This window comes from Pseudomonas vranovensis, from assembly GCF_040438935.1.
GTDB classification, from domain to species: Bacteria; Pseudomonadota; Gammaproteobacteria; order Pseudomonadales; family Pseudomonadaceae; genus Aquipseudomonas; species Aquipseudomonas vranovensis.
Genome location: NZ_CP159259.1, coordinates 3,635,925 through 3,650,581, shown reverse-complemented (window position 1 = coordinate 3,650,581; position 14,657 = coordinate 3,635,925). Strand labels below are relative to the sequence as shown.

11 protein-coding genes are annotated in these 14,657 nt (G+C 62.1%); 3 read left to right on the top strand and 8 right to left on the bottom strand.

What is annotated here, in order from left to right; all coding sequences use genetic code 11:
• Positions 1-32: 32 nt before the first annotated feature.
• Entirely contained in the window at positions 33-2,624 is a 2,592-nt protein-coding gene (locus ABVN19_RS17055; RefSeq protein ID WP_028942977.1) for a glycosyltransferase, read from the bottom strand.
• Positions 2,625-2,914: 290 nt separating this feature from the next.
• On the opposite strand from ABVN19_RS17055, the gene tcdA reads away from it, so the two are divergent.
• Positions 2,915-3,739 carry a tRNA cyclic N6-threonylcarbamoyladenosine(37) synthase TcdA gene (tcdA, locus tag ABVN19_RS17050; RefSeq protein ID WP_084167946.1) on the top strand — a complete coding sequence of 275 codons (825 nt, stop codon included), beginning with the start codon at positions 2,915-2,917 and terminating at the stop codon, positions 3,737-3,739.
• Here the strand turns inward: tcdA and ABVN19_RS17045 are convergent.
• The 4 genes from ABVN19_RS17045 to ABVN19_RS17030 are packed head-to-tail and all read right to left on the bottom strand — an operon-like array spanning position 3,718 to position 6,824.
• Entirely contained in the window at positions 3,718-4,128 is a 411-nt protein-coding gene (locus ABVN19_RS17045; RefSeq protein WP_105641175.1) for a SufE family protein, read from the bottom strand. The two genes, tcdA and ABVN19_RS17045, sit on opposite strands and share 22 nt — an antisense overlap.
• Positions 4,125-5,330 carry a cysteine desulfurase gene (locus tag ABVN19_RS17040; protein ID WP_028942980.1) on the bottom strand — a complete coding sequence of 402 codons (1,206 nt, stop codon included), beginning with the start codon at positions 5,328-5,330 and terminating at the stop codon, positions 4,125-4,127. Before ABVN19_RS17040 ends, ABVN19_RS17045 begins: the two co-directional genes overlap by 4 nt.
• A gap of 54 nt (positions 5,331-5,384) precedes the next feature.
• The gene (dapD, locus tag ABVN19_RS17035; protein ID WP_028942981.1) at positions 5,385-6,419 is read right to left on the bottom strand and encodes a 2,3,4,5-tetrahydropyridine-2,6-dicarboxylate N-succinyltransferase; all 1,035 of its coding nucleotides are present in this window, start codon (positions 6,417-6,419) and stop codon (positions 5,385-5,387) included.
• A 42-nt stretch (positions 6,420-6,461) separates the two neighbouring features.
• A complete protein-coding gene (locus ABVN19_RS17030; protein ID WP_028942982.1) occupies positions 6,462-6,824 on the bottom strand; it encodes an ArsC family reductase in 363 nt (120 codons plus the stop codon).
• Positions 6,825-7,054: 230 nt separating this feature from the next.
• Here ABVN19_RS17030 and ABVN19_RS17025 point away from each other — a divergent pair, with 230 nt between their 5' ends.
• Complete coding sequence (locus tag ABVN19_RS17025; protein ID WP_028942983.1) at positions 7,055-8,701, top strand: Na+/H+ antiporter; 1,647 nt, start codon at positions 7,055-7,057, stop codon at positions 8,699-8,701.
• 52 nt (positions 8,702-8,753) lie between these two features.
• Here the strand turns inward: ABVN19_RS17025 and dapC are convergent, their stop codons facing one another.
• Genes dapC through map form a run of 3 tightly spaced genes read right to left on the bottom strand, consistent with a single transcriptional unit; the run spans position 8,754 to position 13,473 of the window.
• A complete protein-coding gene (gene dapC / locus ABVN19_RS17020) occupies positions 8,754-9,947 on the bottom strand; it encodes a succinyldiaminopimelate transaminase (RefSeq protein WP_028942984.1) in 1,194 nt (397 codons plus the stop codon).
• 22 nt (positions 9,948-9,969) lie between these two features.
• Entirely contained in the window at positions 9,970-12,669 is a 2,700-nt protein-coding gene (locus tag ABVN19_RS17015) for a [protein-PII] uridylyltransferase (RefSeq protein ID WP_028942985.1), read from the bottom strand.
• 21 nt (positions 12,670-12,690) lie between these two features.
• Positions 12,691-13,473 carry a type I methionyl aminopeptidase gene (gene map / locus ABVN19_RS17010; RefSeq protein ID WP_028942986.1) on the bottom strand — a complete coding sequence of 261 codons (783 nt, stop codon included), beginning with the start codon at positions 13,471-13,473 and terminating at the stop codon, positions 12,691-12,693.
• A 340-nt stretch (positions 13,474-13,813) separates the two neighbouring features.
• On the opposite strand from map, the gene rpsB reads away from it, so the two are divergent.
• Complete coding sequence (gene rpsB, locus ABVN19_RS17005) at positions 13,814-14,548, top strand: 30S ribosomal protein S2 (protein ID WP_028942987.1); 735 nt, start codon at positions 13,814-13,816, stop codon at positions 14,546-14,548.
• Positions 14,549-14,657 lie beyond the last annotated feature (109 nt).

Genomic DNA, 14,657 nt, shown 5'->3' with positions numbered 1-14,657 from the left:
GCAGCCTGGCGGCCGCGGCTACAAAAGACCGGTCAAGATGCCTGGGCAGGTTGGACGGCATCCACGGGTTTTGGCAGCGACGACAGCATCGCCATGATCAAGGCCGCCAGGTACGGCAGCGATTGCACCAGCAGCATGGTCACCCAGAAGCGCATGTCATTGCTCGGCAGGCCCTGGACCAGGTAGATCCCGGCCGCAGCGCCCCACAGCAAGACCATGATGAACAGCTCTTCGCGGGCCTCGGAAATAGCCACCAGCAGACCATGGCTATCGGCATGCTTGGGAGTGCGAATGAACGGAATGCTGCTGGTAAAGAACCCGTACAGCACCGCCTTGGCAATGGTGTGCGACAGCGCAAGGCCCGCCAGGGCCGCGGCGAAGGCGTCCTTGAGGTTGACCCCGACCGCGCGGCGGTACAAGAACACGATCTTGCCGACCTTGAAGACGAACAGCGCCAGCGGCGGAATGGCGAAGATCAGCAGCGGCGGGTCGACCCGTTGCGGCACGATGATCATCGCTGCCGACCAGAGCAGGGCGCCCACGGTGAAGAAAATGTTCATGCCGTCGGCGATCCAAGGTAGCCAGCCGGCCAGGAAGTGATAGCGCTGGCCACGGGTGAGTTCCGAATCTTTGCCGCGCAGCAGCGCCGCGGAATGGCGCTTGATGATCTGGATGGCGCCATAGGCCCAGCGGAAGCGCTGCTTCTTGAAGTCGATGAAGGTGTCGGGCATCAGGCCCTTGCCATAGCTCTCATGGGAGTACGCCGCCGAGTAACCTTTCTCGAACACCCGCAGGCCCAGTTCGGCGTCTTCACAGATGCACCAGTCGGCCCAGCCCAGTTCTTCGAGCACCGAGCGGCGGGTCATGGTCATGGTGCCGTGCTGGATGATCGCGTCGCGGTCGTTGCGAGTCACCATGCCGATATGGAAGAAGCCCTTGTACTCGCTGTAGCACAGCTTCTTGAAGGTGCTTTCGTTCTGGTCGCGATAGTCCTGCGGCGATTGCACCACGGCGATTTTCGGGTCGGCAAAGTGCGGCACCATGTGCTTGAGCCAGTTGCGGTCCACGCAGTAGTCCGAGTCGATCACTGCGATTACCTCGGCGTCCTTGGCCGTATGCGGGATCAGGTAGTTCAGCGCACCGCCCTTGAACCCGGCAAGGGGCGAGACATGGAAGAACTTGAAGCGCTCGCCGAGCATCTCGCAGTGGGCCTTGATCGGCTCCCAGACGGCCGGGTCCTTGGTGTTGTTGTCGATGATCAGGACTTCGTAGTCCGGGTAATCGAGGGCGGCGAGGGCATTGAGGGTCTGTTTGACCATCTCCGGCGGCTCGTTGTAGCACGGCACATGCACCGACACTTTCGGCCGGTAGGCGCTGTCGGCCTGCACCGGCAGGAATTCCCGGCGACGCTTGTGAATCCATACTGCCTCGGCCAGTTCATGGGCTTCGGTCAACAGCACGATGAATACCCCAAGGGCACCCAGGGCGAGCAGAAAGCCTACGGTCAAGCTGAACCAGGTGCTGTATTGCTGGCTGTAGTCATAGCCGATCCACACCAGTACCGAGCCGCAGAGAAAGGCGATGAAGGTCAGGAAGGTGCGGCCGCGCTGGCGCAGGGCCGAGCCGTCGATCAGCAGCAGGGTCAGCGACAGCATCGCCAGCACCACTGAACCTACCGCGAGTACGCGCCATTGTGGGATGGCCACGACCGGCCCTTCAAAATTGAATTTCTGCTGGCGAGCGGCATTGAACACGCCCCAGTAGGCACCCACCGAACCTTCGTCGCTGGCTTTCCAGGGTTGATCGTAGGCCTCGATGACGAAGTAGTTGTAGCCCTGGCGGTTGAGGGTATTGACCAAGGTGCGCAAGTAGATTGCCTGGTCGGCCTGGGTGGCGTCGGCGCCTCCGCGCATGCGGCCATTGCTGGGCCAGCCGACCTCGGAAAGCAGCAGCGACTTGCGCGGGAAGAGCTGTTTGAGGTCGCGGGCACGGTCGAGCACGAACTGACCGGCTTCTTTCATCGGGATGAACTCCCAGTACGGCAGAATGTGAGCTGCAATCAGGTCGACGTGCTTGGCCAACTCGGGGTGTTCCTTCCAGATGTGCCACTGTTCGCTGGTGGTCACCGGTACTTTCACGGCGGCCCGGACCCGGTCCAGGTACTGGATCAACGCCTCGGGGGTGATTTCTTCGCGGAACAGGGCCTCGTTACCGACCATCACGCGCACGACGCTGCGCGAGCTGTTGGCCAGTTCGATGGCTTTCTGGATTTCCCGTTCGTTGCGTTCGAGGTCCGGACTGATCCATACCCCGAGCGTCACCCGCAGGCCGAACTCCTCGGCCAGGCGCGGTATCTCGGCCTGGGTACCTTCGACGGTGTAGATACGAATGCTGTCGGTGAGCTTGCTCAACTGCTCCAGGTCTTGGCGCAACTCGTCTTCGTTGGGGTACTGGCCCTTCTGCGGGCTTTCGCCTAGACGAAACGGCGAGTAGGAGAAGCCGGAAATCTGCTCCGGCCAGTCGGGTGCAGATACGGGGCGGTTGATCAGTGCCCAGAACCCGGTGAATAGTGCGGCAATCGCCATGACTATCACCAGGTTGATACCAAATTTACGCGATGACATAGATAGTTCGGGTTCCGAAGGGTGGAACGGGCGAGCGCCACACGGCGCGGATCCTGCTCTTAGCCCGCCTATGCTGTGTAGGAACAGGTTGGCGGCTGTAGGTTAGATAGACTCCACGTATTGAAGTTCTTGGGCCCGTGCTGTTGTCGTCCAAGACTGAAGATTGCATCGGACATTAAAGCAGGATTAGCGCCGACTTTACCAACTCCGGCGTGGCGTCCGGTCTGAAGCGGGATGGCATCGGGCCGCAAGAGGCCTATAATGCGCGCCGGTTTTTTCGGGGTATGGCCATGAGTACAGATGATCCACGCTTTGCCGGTGTTGCAAGGTTGTATGGCGATAACGGCCTGCAGCGCCTGCGCGAAGCCCATGTGGCAATCGTCGGCATCGGCGGCGTCGGTTCGTGGGCGGCCGAGGCGATGGCCCGTAGTGGCGTCGGTGAAATCTCGCTGTTTGACCTGGACGATGTCTGCGTCAGCAACACCAACCGCCAGTTGCATGCGATGGAAGGCACTATCGGTCGCGCCAAGGCCGAGGTCATGGCCGAACGCCTGCGGGCGATCAATCCTGCGTGCAAGGTGCATGCGGTGGTGGACTTCGTGACCAAGGAAACCCTGCCCGAATACATCGGCAAGGACATCGACTGTGTGATCGACTGCATCGACAGTGTCATGGCCAAGGCGGCGTTGATCGGCTGGTGCAAGCGGCACAAGGTCACCATCATCACCACCGGCGGCGCCGGTGGGCAGATCGATCCGACCCAGATCCAGGTGGCCGACCTGAACAAGACCTTCAACGACCCGCTGGCCTCTCGCGTGCGTTCGACCTTGCGCCGGGACTACAACTTTTCGCGTACGGTCACCCGCAACTACAGCGTGCCGTGCGTGTTTTCCACTGAGCAGCTGCGCTACCCCAAGGGGGACGGCAGTGTTTGCCTGCAGAAGAGTTTTGTCGGCGAGGGCGTCAAGCTCGATTGCTCCGGCGGCTTCGGCGCGGTGATGATGGTGACGGCGACCTTCGGCATGGTCGCCGCCAGCAAGGCGGTGGAAAAGCTGGTAGCGGGTGCCCGTCGCCCCTCCGAGCGCAACAAGGCTCAGGCGTCGGCGGCGAGCTGAGCCATGCGCTGCAGCACGGCGTTCAGGCCGTTGCTGCGCGAGGGGGAGAGCTGGCGGCCCAGGCCCAGCTGAAGGAACCAGGCGGGCAGGTCGAGCTGCACAAGTTCAGCGCTGGACAGGCCCTCGACCCGCACCAGCAGCAGTGCCAGCAGGCCGCGAATGATCCGTGCATCGCTGGCACCCTTGAATCGCCATTGGCCATCGTGTTGTTCGGCGACCAGCCACACCTGGCTTTCGCAGCCATGAACCCGGTTGGCCTCGGATCTTTCCTCGTCACTCAACGGTGCCAAGCGCTCACCCCATTGCATCAGCAGGCGGGCCCGTTGTTCCCAGCCGGCCGCCTGCTCAAAGCTGGCAAGGGCTTCTTGTGCGCTATCGGGCAGGCTCATCGCAGCAGCTCCAGGGCTTGATCCAGTGCCTCGAAGAAGCGCTGCAGGTCGGCGGAGTCGTTGTACAGGGCAAGGGAAACGCGGATGGCACCGTCCAGGCCGAGGCTTTTGAGCAGCGGCATGGCGCAGTGATGTCCGGCGCGTACAGCAATGCCTTGTTCGGTCAGCATATGCGCGAGGTCAGCGTTGTGGACGCCTTCGACCACGAAACTGGCCAGGGCCAGCTGCGGCTGACCCAGCAGGCGGATGCCTTCGCGATCATTGAGGCCGCGCAACAGATGGCGATGCAAGCCGGCTTCGTGTTCGATCACAGCGCTCGGGTCGAGCCCGGCCAGGTAATCGAGGCTGGCCCCCAGGCCGATGACGCTCGCAATAGGCGGTGTGCCAGCCTCGAAACCCAGGGGCGCCGGACGAAAGCTTGCGCTCTGGTAGTCGGCGATCTGGACCATTTCGCCGCCGAACTGCCAATGGCGCAGGCGTGCCAGGGCTTCGCTGCCGCCGTAAAGCACGCCGACGCCGTCGGGGCCATAGAGTTTGTGGCTGGAAAACACATAGAAGTCGCAGCCCAGTTGCTGCATGTCCTGACGACCATGCACCACCCCTTGGGCGCCGTCGACAACGGTCAGCGCGCCTTGGGCGCGGGCGTGGTCCAGCAGCGGTGCGAGGGGCTGCCAGGCGCCCAGAACATTGGACAGCTGGCTCACCGCCAGCAAGCGGGTGCGCGGGCCAATCAGCTGGAGTGCAGTTTCAAGGTCGATCAGGCCGCGGCCATCCAGGGGCAGGATCACCAGCTTGAGGCCGCGACGATGGGCCAGCTGTTGCCAGGGTAGAAGGTTGGCGTGGTGTTCCAGGGCGCTGATGACGATTTCGTCACCGGCCTCGAACTGTCCTTCAAGGCCATAGGCCAGCAGGTTGAGTGCCGACGTGGCGCCATGGGTGAAGATGATGCTCTGGGTGTCACCGGCATTCAGCCAGCTGGCAACCTTTTCCCGGCTACGCTCGAAAGCCTGGGTAGCCAAGGCGCCGGGGAGGTGTTGGGCACGATGCACATTGGCGGCGCCGTGGCCGTAATAATGGCTCAGGGCATCGAGCAGGATTTGTGGCTTTTGCGTGGTGGCAGCGCTGTCCAGGTAGGTCTGGTGCTGGCGTTGCAGGGCGGCGATGGCTGGGAAGTCAGTACGCCACGGGGAGGGCTGGAACATGATGATCGGACCTGAATATCGGGCCTGGCGTTAGGCCAGGCCCGATGGTACCACTTAGTTGTGGGCGTGCAGCGCTTCGTTCAGTTCGATCGCCGACTTGTGCGTCTTGCACTCTACTGCGCCGGTTACCGAGTTACGACGGAACAGCAGGTCGGTCTGGCCCGCCAGATCGCGCGCCTTGACCACTTTGACCAACTGGTTCTGCTCGTCGAGCAGTGCCACTTTGGTGCCTGCAGTGATGTACAGGCCGGCTTCGACGGTGTTGCGGTCACCCAGCGGGATGCCGATACCGGCGTTGGCGCCGATCAGGCAGCCTTCGCCGACCTTGATGATGATGTTGCCGCCGCCCGACAGGGTGCCCATGGTCGAGCAGCCGCCGCCCAGGTCCGAGCCCTTGCCGACGAACACGCCCGCCGAAACGCGGCCTTCGATCATGCCTGGGCCTTCTGTGCCGGCGTTAAAGTTGACGAAGCCTTCGTGCATGACGGTGGTGCCTTCACCAATGTAGGCACCCAGGCGTACGCGGGCGCTGTCGGCAATGCGCACGCCTGCAGGTACTACGTAGTCGGTCATTTTCGGGAACTTGTCGACCGAGAACACTTCGAGCAGTTCGCCCTTCAGGCGTGCTTCGAGCTGCTGTTCGGCCAGTTCGGCCAGGTCGACGGCACCCTGGCTGGTCCAGGCCACGTTCGGCAGCAACGGGAAGATGCCGGCCAGGCTCAGGCCGTGCGGCTTGACCAGGCGGTGCGAGAGCAGGTGCAGCTTGAGGTAGGCCTCCGGGGTGGAGGTCAGGGCGGCGTCTTCGGCCAGCAGGGTGGCAACCAGCGGCTTGTTGCTTTCGGCCAGGCGGGTCAGCAGGGCGGCCTGAGCGGCGTCGACACCCTTGAGGGCATCGGCCAGCTGTGCGGCCTGGGTGTTGCTGAAGGCGATGGCCTGGTTGCCACCTTCATAACCCAGTACGGGCGAGATGGCGGCAACCAGTTCGGCACTCGGATTGATCAGTGGCTGTGCGTAGAAGACTTCCAGCCAGGCGCCCTGACGGTTTTGGGTGCCGACACCGAAGGCCAGGCTGAACAGGGAAGTGGACATGCAGTTACCTCTTGCGAATTTGAATGAAAGCTTGGCGCCGCGTTATTTAAGGGCGGCTGCGTACAGGTCGGGCTTGAAGCCCACCAGGGTCCGCGCGCCGAGGTCGAGCACCGGGCGCTTGATCATCGACGGTTGGGCCAGCATCAGTTCGATGGCCTTGGCCTGGTCGAGGTCGGCCTTCTGAGCGTCGTCGAGCTTGCGGAAGGTAGTGCCGGCACGGTTGAGGACGGTTTCCCAGCCGTGTTCGTTACACCAGCGGGTCAGGCTGTCACGGTCAATGCCTTGGGTCTTGTAGTCGTGAAAGTCGTAGCCCAGGCCTTTGTCTTCCAGCCAGGTACGGGCTTTCTTCATGGTGTCACAGGCCTTGATTCCATAAAGGTGCAATGGCTTGTCGCGGTTGATCATGTCTTGCCCCTCCTGGGAAAAAATGGTGAAGGATTATGCCACGGTCAACCGGTTTGGGTTGGCCTTGCCTAGGCACTTTGTAGCATTGTGTTACAGGTTTCGGCAGCCTCTGCGACTTTTGTGCAGCGGTGTGCCAGCAGCCTGAACGGCTACTATGTCGTTTCAATGGCAAGCCCTGCCCGGGCCATGTATGCCGTTGATTGCGCATGAATTGAACAGGAACACGCCGTATGCAATCAGCCTACACCGTTCTCATCCTGCTGATGCTGGTGAGTGTCTCCAAGCTCGTGGGGCGGGTAATTCCACTGCCGCTGCCGCTGGTACAGATCGGCGCCGGCGCCTTGCTGGCATGGCCGACCCTGGGGTTGCACGTGGCCCTGGACCCAGAACTTTTCCTCTTTCTGTTCCTGCCGCCTTTGCTGTTTGCCGATGGTTGGCGCATGCCCAAGCGTGACCTGTGGCGCTTGCGGGGTCCGATCCTGACACTGGCTGTTGGCCTGGTGCTGTTCACTGTGGTGGGGGCCGGCTATTTCATTCACTGGATCTTGCCGAGCATTCCGCTGCCGGTGGCTTTTGCCCTGGCGGCTGTATTGTCGCCGACCGACGCCGTAGCGGTATCGGCCATTGCCCAGGATCGCTTGCCAACCCCGCTGATGCACATGCTTCAGGGCGAAGCCTTGATGAACGATGCCACCGGCCTGGTGACCTTCAAGTTCGCCCTGGTGGCGGCGATTACCGGGGCGTTCTCGCTGGCGCAGGCCAGTCTTACCTTCGTTCTGGTGGCGGTGGGTGGCCTGGCGATTGGTGTTGCGCTGAGTTGGTTGGTAGGGCGCTTGCGCGCCTGGATGATCGCGCGCGGTTGGGATGATCCGGCCACCCACGTAGTGTTCATGTTGCTGCTGCCGTTTGCCGCCTATGTGCTGGCCGAGCGCCTTGGCGCCTCCGGGATTCTCTCGGCGGTGGCGGCGGGGATGATGCAGAGCTGGCTCGACCTGCTGCCGCGCCAGACCAGCACCCGGTTGCTCAACCGCAGTGTCTGGTCGCTGCTGGAGTTCAGTTTCAACGGCTTGATCTTCCTGCTGCTGGGCCTGCAATTGCCGGACATCATCAAGGCCGTCACCAGCCATGAGGCGTCGCTGTGGCCGACCCTGTTGTGGCGCTGCCTGGATGTGGTGGCGATCTTTGCGGTGCTGGTGGTGCTGCGTTTTGTCTGGGTGCAGGGCGTGTGGCGCCTGATCGGCATGGTCCGCCGCTGGCGCGGCAAGAAGGACTTGGTGGAGGTACCCAATGCACGTTCCTGCTGGCTGCTGACCATTGGCGGTGTACGCGGGGCCGTGACGCTGGCCGGTGTCATGTCGGTGCCGCTGCTGATCAGCGCCGGCACTGCATTCCCGGAAAGGGACCTGCTGATCTTCATCGCCGCGGGGGTCATTTTGCTGTCGCTGGTCTCGGCCTGTATCGCCTTGCCGATTTTGTTGCGTGGGGTGCCCAAGAGTCCGGATGACACGTTGCGTCAGGAAGCCAAGGATGCCTGGCGGCGCACGGCTGAAGCTGCAATCCATGCCCTGGAAGCCGAAGAGCTGGCCGAGCCCGGGTCCCCGCAGGATGCGGCTCAGGCAGCGCTGGCGGCAGAACTCAAGGCGCGTTTGATGGCCGAGTACCGGCATCAACTGGACACCTTCAATGACAATGCCGAGGCCCAGGCCCTGGCCGAACAGATGGACCAGTTGGAGCGGCGCTTGCGGTTGCGTGCGCTGCGGGCGCAGCGGCTGGAGCTGTACAGGCTGCACCGGCATCACCAGGTGGGTGATGATGTAGTGCGCGAAGTGCTGGGGGAGCTGGACTTGAGCGAGGCGAACCTGGGGGCAGTTAAATGATTCGCTTGGCAAACCCGCTCCTACGGTAGGAGCGGGCGTACCCCGCGATAACTTACTTCTTCAAGAAGTCGCGAATCCGCTCAGCGGCTTCCACGCATTCGGCCAGCGACGCAACCAGCGCCATGCGCACGCGGCCGGCCCCTGGGTTGATGCCATTCACTTCACGGGACAGGTAAGAGCCAGGTACGACGGTCACGTGCTGGGTCTTGTACAGGTCGCGGCAGAACTCGGCATCGTCACCCGGCACCCTGGCCCAGAGATAGAAGCCGCCGTCCGGGCGCTGCACGTCGAGCACCGGCGCCAGAATTTCCAATACCGCATCGAACTTCTCGCGATACAGGTCGCGGTTGGCCAGTACGTGCTCCTCATCGTTCCAGGCCGCAATGCTCGCCAGTTGGGTCTGGATGGGCATGGCGCAGCCATGGTAGGTGCGGTACAGCAGGAACGGCTTGATGATCTCGGCGTCACCGGCGACGAAGCCCGAGCGCAGGCCCGGCAGGTTGGAACGCTTGGACAGGCTGTGGAATACCACGCAACGCTTGAAGTCGCTGCGACCCAGCTCGACGCAGGCGCTGAGCAGGCCAGGCGGCGGAGTTTGCTCATCGAAGTACAGTTCGCTGTAGCACTCATCGGCAGCAATCACGAAATCGTGCTCATCAGCCAGGGCAATGAGCTTTTTCAGGGTTTCCATCGGCACCAGGGCGCCGGTGGGGTTGCCGGGCGAGCACAGGAACAGGATCTGGCAGCGTTTCCATGTTTGCGCCGAGACGGCGTCGAAGTCCGGGTTGAAACCGTTGCTGTCGAGGCAGGGCAGGTAGTGCGGGGTGGCGCCGGCCAGCAGGGCCGCACCTTCGTAGATCTGGTAGAACGGGTTGGGGCTGATCACCAGGCCGTCTGCGTCACGGTTGACCACGGCCTGGGTGAAGGCGAACAGGGCTTCACGGGTGCCGTTGACCGGCAGCACGTGTTTGTCGGCATCCAACCAGCCGCTGGGCACCTTGAAGCGACGCTCGCACCAGCGGGTGATGGCCTGGCGCAGGGCTGGAAGGCCAGCAGTCGTGGGGTAGACGGCCATCTGCTGCAGGTTGTCGGCCAGTGCCTGGGCGACGAAGGCCGGCGATTCATGCTTGGGCTCACCGATCGACAGGGCAATGGCGCGTTTGTCGGCGGCTGGCTGAACGCTGCCGAGCAATGCACGCAGTTTCTCGAACGGGTAAGGCTGAAGCTGAAGCAAATCGGTGTTCATCGGCGCAAGGTCTCGTCAAACGTTAAATGGTCAGGCGGGAAATCGGTGCCGCGGCGGCCTGGTCGACGCGCAATTGCTCGACAATGGCATCCTGCAGGCGGCTGCACAGCTGGGGGTCGGACAGCGGCTGGTTGTCGGCGTCGGTAATGAAGAAAACGTCTTCGACCCGTTCACCGAGGGTGGCAATCTTGGCATTTTGCAGCGACAGGTCGAACTCCAGGAAGATCTTGCCGATCCGCGCGAGCAGGCCCGGGCGGTCGGGGGCGCTGAGCTCGAGGATGGTGACCGGCCGCTGGGCGTCGTTGTGGATGGTGACCTGCGGCGCAAAGGTGAAGTGCTTGAGCTGGCGCGGTACGCGACGCTTGATGATGGTCGGGTAATCATCCGGGTTGCGCAGGGCGTCGGTCAGGCCGTCGCGAATCTCCTTGACCCGCTGCGGATTGTCGCCGATCGAGCCACCATCGTTGTCGAGCACAATATAGGTGTCGAGGGTGAACTGGCTGCTGGAGGTGATGATGCGGGCGTCGTGGATGTTCAGGTTGAGCTGGTCCATGGCCGCTACGGTCACGGCGAAGAAATCGTGCTGGTCGGGGGCATAGATGAAGATCTGCGTGCCGCCTTCGAACTCGCGCTGGGTGGTTTCCTTGATCAGCACCAGCGGGCCGCCGTCGGCTGGCTGCTGCAGGATCGCGTCGCTGTGCCAGGCCACGTCGGCGGCGGTATGGCGCAGGAAGTAGTCGTCACCCAGTTGCGCCCAGAGCTGCTCGACGTCGTCCGGGTCGGTGCCCTCGCGGATGAGAATGTCCAGGGCGGCACTCTGGGTCTGGCGGATCTGCTCTTCGCGGTCCAGTGGGTTCTCAAGGCCGCGGCGCAAGGCGCGCTTGGTCTCGGTGTAGAGCTGGCGCAAGAGGCTTGCACGCCATGAGTTCCACAGGCTCGGGTTGGTGGCGTTGATATCGGCCACGGTCAGCACGTAGAGGTAATCCAGGCGGGTTTCGTCACCCACCAGTTGTGCAAAATCGTGGATCACCTGTGGATCGGAGAGGTCCTTGCGCTGGGCGGTGGTCGACATCACCAGGTGATGCTGCACCAGCCAGACGATCAGGCGGCTGTCCCACACCGGCAACTGGTGGCGTACGCAAAAGGCCTGGGCGTCGACGGCGCCAAGCTCGGAGTGGTCGCCCTGGCGCCCCTTGCCGATGTCGTGATAGAGCCCGGCCAGGTAGATCAGTTCAGGCTTGGGCAGTCGGCCCATGAGCTTGCTGGCCAGCGGGAATTTCTCGGACACCGGGGTGTACTGCAGTTTGCGCAGGTGCTTGATCAGGTTCAGGGTGTGGGCGTCGACCGTATAGATGTGGAACAGGTCGTGCTGCATCTGCCCGACGATCAGGCCGAACTCCGGCAGGTAACGGCCGAGGATGCCGTAGCGGTTCATGCGCCGCAGGTTGCGGTGAATGCCGATCTCGCACTTGAACAGCTCGATGAACAGGCTGGTGTTGCGAATGTCGTTGCGAAAGTCGTCGTCGATCAGGTGCCGGTGTTCGCGCAGCAGGCGAATGGTGTCGGCACGCACACCTTTGATTTCCGGGTGTTGCGCCATCAGCACGAAGATTTCCAGCATGGCGAATGGCGTACGCTTGAACACGTTCGGCCTGACCGCCTCGATGTAGCCGTCATGCAGGCGGAAGCGAGCGTTCAGTGGCTGGGTATTGCCACTGTCGTCGTCGAGGATGACCTCCTCGAAGTGCTGGATGATCAGGTCGCTGAGCTCGGCGATGCTCATGACCACCCGGTAGTATTGCTGCATGAACTGCTCGATGGCCCGCTTGGGGTTCTCATCGGTAAAACCCAGCAAGCTGGCAATACTGCGCTGGTGGTCGAACAGCAAGCGGTCCTCGGCGCGGCCCGCCAGCATGTGCAAGGCGTAGCGCACTTTCCACAGGAACTCCTGGGAGGAGGCCAGCAGGGCATTCTCGCTTTCCAGCAGGAAGCCTTCACCGGCCAGGGCGTGCAGGTTGAGGGTGCCGTATTGGCGACGGGCGATCCAAAGCACGGTCTGGATGTCGCGCAGCCCGCCTGGTGAGCCCTTCACGTTGGGCTCAAGGTTGTATTCGGTGTCGTTGTACTTGTGGTGCCGGGCCTTCTGTTCCGCGCGTTTGGCCAGGAAGAACTCCTTGCTCGGCCACATGTGCGCGGTGCTGGTGACCTCGAGCATGCGCTGGCGCAAGTGCTCGGGGCCGGCGATGGTGCGACTTTCCATGAGGTTGGTGACCACGGTCAGGTCGGCACGCGCTTGCTCTGCACATTCCTCGACCGAGCGCACGCTCTGGCCCACTTCCAGGCCGATGTCCCAGAGTAGGGTCAGGAAGCGTTCGATCGAGTCGCGAAACACTTCATGGTCGGCACTGTCGAGCAGGATCAGCAGGTCGATGTCGGAGTGCGGGTGCAGTTCGCCGCGCCCGTAGCCACCGGTGGCAATCAGGGCGATATCGGCGTCTTCGCTCCAGGTGAACTGGTTCCAGGCCTGCTGCAGGATGTTGTCGACGAACCAGGCGCGGTCCTCGATCAGCCGGCGGATCTCGCGGTTGTCGCGAAAGCGCTTGTCGAGCACTTCGCCCGCCTGGCGGATGGCCTTCTTGAAGGCAGCGATGGGGCTAGCCTTGAGGGCCAGTTCCGCCTGGAACTGGCCGCGATCGAACAGCTCGGGATCCACCTGGGGCATCGAGTCACTTTCCTGTTTGAATCAGGCCGACGTGCGGGGAATGGTGTCGTCTTTACGCAGGGTGAAGATCTCGTAGCCAGTGGCAGTCACCACCAGGGTGTGTTCCCACTGCGCCGAGAGCTTGCGGTCCTTGGTGATGGCGGTCCAGCCGTCGCCCAATACCTTGGTGTCGGCGCGGCCCTGGTTGATCATCGGCTCGATGGTGAAGGTCATGCCTTCCTTGAGCTCCATGCCGGTGCCGGCACGGCCATAGTGCAGGATCTGCGGCTCTTCGTGGAACACCTTGCCGATACCGTGACCGCAGAACTCGCGAACCACCGAGAAGCCGTTCTTTTCAGCGTGCTTCTGGATCACTTCGCCGATGTCGCCCAGGCGGCAGCCCGGCTTGACCAGCTCGATGGCCTTGTACATGCATTCCTGGGTGACCTGGGACAGGCGCTCGGCCCAGACCGGCACGTTGCCGACGTGGAACATGCGGCTGGTGTCGCCGTGGTAGCCATCCTTGATGACGGTCACGTCGATGTTCAGCGTGTCACCGTCCTTGAGCGGCTTGTCGCCGGGGATGCCGTGGCATACCACGTGGTTGACCGAGGTGCAGATCGACTTGGGAAAGCCCTTGTAGTTCAGCGGCGCCGGGATGGCCTTCTGGACGTTGACGATATAGTCGTGGCACAGGCGGTCGAGCGCTTCGGTGGTGACACCGGGCTTGACGTGCTCTTCGATCATCTCCAGGACTTCGGCGGCCAGGCGGCCGGCGATACGCATCTTTTCGATGTCTTCGGCGGTTTTGATGGTTACGGTCATTGCAGGCTCTCTACGGCGCTGGGATGCGCGAATAAACTGAGGAAAGGCCGGATTCTACCAGAGCACTGCCCACTCAGGCGGCTATGGCGCTGATACAGCCTTTATATAGAGGCATTCTGGCGCGATTGTGGCGCCGGTGCAAAAGGCGCTGACGACCGATGTTATTTCGGGTTCCGTTTGCCCTGCTTCTGTGATATAAAATGCGCCGCTTTGCGGGGATAGCCCCGAAAGCTTAAACCCACACACGTGTCGACACGATGACCTGGGTGCTTCGGATCACAGGTCCGGGGTTGGTCATTGGGATACGTGGAGGCCCAACCCGACTTATCAAGGAACTATCATGTCCCAAGTCAACATGCGCGATATGCTGAAGGCCGGTGTGCACTTCGGTCACCAAACCCGTTACTGGAATCCGAAAATGGGCAAGTACATTTTCGGCGCGCGCAACAAGATTCACATCATCAACCTTGAAAAAACCCTGCCAATGTTCAACGACGCACTGACTTTCGTCGAGCGTCTGGCCCAGGGCAAAAACAAGATTCTGTTCGTCGGCACCAAGCGTTCCGCTGGCAAGATCGTTGCTGAAGAAGCAGCACGTTGCGGTTCGCCGTACGTCGATCACCGCTGGTTGGGCGGCATGCTGACCAACTACAAGACCATCCGTGCTTCGATCAAGCGTCTGCGCGACCTGGAAACCCAGGCCGAAGATGGCACTTTCGCCAAGCTGACCAAGAAAGAAGCCCTGATGCGCACCCGTGATCTGGAAAAACTGGATCGCAGCCTGGGCGGTATCAAGGACATGGGCGGCCTGCCTGATGCGCTGTTCGTGATCGACGTTGACCACGAGCGCATCGCTATCACCGAAGCCAACAAGCTGGGCATCCCGGTCATCGGCGTTGTCGATACCAACAGCAGCCCAGAAGGCGTTGACTACATCATCCCAGGTAACGATGACGCCATCCGCGCTATCCAGCTGTACATGGGTTCGATGGCTGACGCCGTTATCCGTGGTCGTAACAATGTTGCCGGCGGCACCGAAGTTTACGCGGAAGAAGCAGCACCAGCTGCTGAGTAATTGACGCCTGGCGTCTACTCGGCACGCAAAAAGGGGGCTAGGCCCCCTTTTTGCCACCTTGAAATCCTCTTGTCAGCATCGCCGTTGCAACCTTGTCAGGGCATGAGTG